Source organism: Actinomadura montaniterrae (assembly GCF_008923365.1).
GTDB classification, from domain to species: Bacteria; Actinomycetota; Actinomycetes; order Streptosporangiales; family Streptosporangiaceae; genus Spirillospora; species Spirillospora montaniterrae.
Genome location: NZ_WBMR01000494.1, coordinates 1 through 987, shown reverse-complemented (window position 1 = coordinate 987; position 987 = coordinate 1). Strand labels below are relative to the sequence as shown.

At 76.5% G+C, this 987-nt stretch carries 1 protein-coding gene; it reads right to left on the bottom strand.

Annotated features, from left to right (window positions below; translation table 11 throughout):
* Positions 1-985, bottom strand: a 985-nt coding sequence (locus tag F9B16_RS50490) for a PH domain-containing protein (protein ID WP_225992706.1), incomplete at its 3' end; no start/stop codon positions are given.
* Positions 986-987: the final 2 nt, after the last annotated feature.

The following is a 987-nucleotide window of genomic DNA, read 5'->3' as shown; positions in this document are numbered from 1 at the left end:
CCCGCCGGCCCCGCGCCGCACGCGGGTGCGCGACCAGCGGGCCCGGGACGGCGCCGAGGACCCGGGACGCGAGGTCCTCCGCGGCGGGACGGGGCGCGGCGGGCAGCAGCCGGCCGCGGTGCGCGGCGTCCCCGAGGCCGGTGATGAGCGCGCCCAGCCGGACGACCCCGGCGCGCCGTTCGAGGGGGTTGTCGGACAGCTCGACGCCCCGCAGCCGGCGGCGTTCGAGGGACACCGCCCGCCGGGTGAGCACGCCGCGCTCCACCAGGATCGAGCCGTCCCGCTCGTGCACGGTGAAGTCCCAGTTGAACAGCGCGAACACGATCACCGACATGACCGGCATGGCGACGATCATCAGGGCGAGGAGCGCGACGGCGAGCGCGGGGGCCGCCCCGGCGACGTCGTGCCCGACGGTCTCGACGCGCTGCCGGGTGATGAGCCCGAGGTCGTCGCCGACGTTGTAGAGGGTGCCGAGCACGCTGCCCGCCAGCGCGAACGGGGTGAGCAGGTAGGCGCCGCTGAGCGGGGCGTACAGGTACCAGCGCGGCGTCACGCGGGCGAGGAGGCGGCGCGGCGGGCGCCGGTCGGCGGACGGGCGGGCGAGCAGCACCCGCCGCAGCCGGTCGGCCTCCTGGCGGGACACGGCGTTGAGGGTGCCCTCGCCGCCCTCCGCGCCGGCGTCGATGTGCACGACGGCGAGGCCGAGCAGCCGCTGCGGGAGGGACGCGCTGACGTCGACGCCGCGGATCCGGTCGCGCGGGATGCTCTTGACGGACCGTCCGATGAGGACGCGGCGCAGCTCGATGCGGTCGCCGTGCAGAACGTAGGTGAAGGTGACCCAGCCGGCGACGTGGAACGCCAGCCCGAACGCGAGCCCGGCGAGGGTGAAGTAGAACGCGGTGGACATGCCGCCGACGAGCAGCCCGGTGGCGCCCGCGGCGAGCAGCGCGATCAGCTCGCGGACGGCGCCCACCACGAACGTCAGCG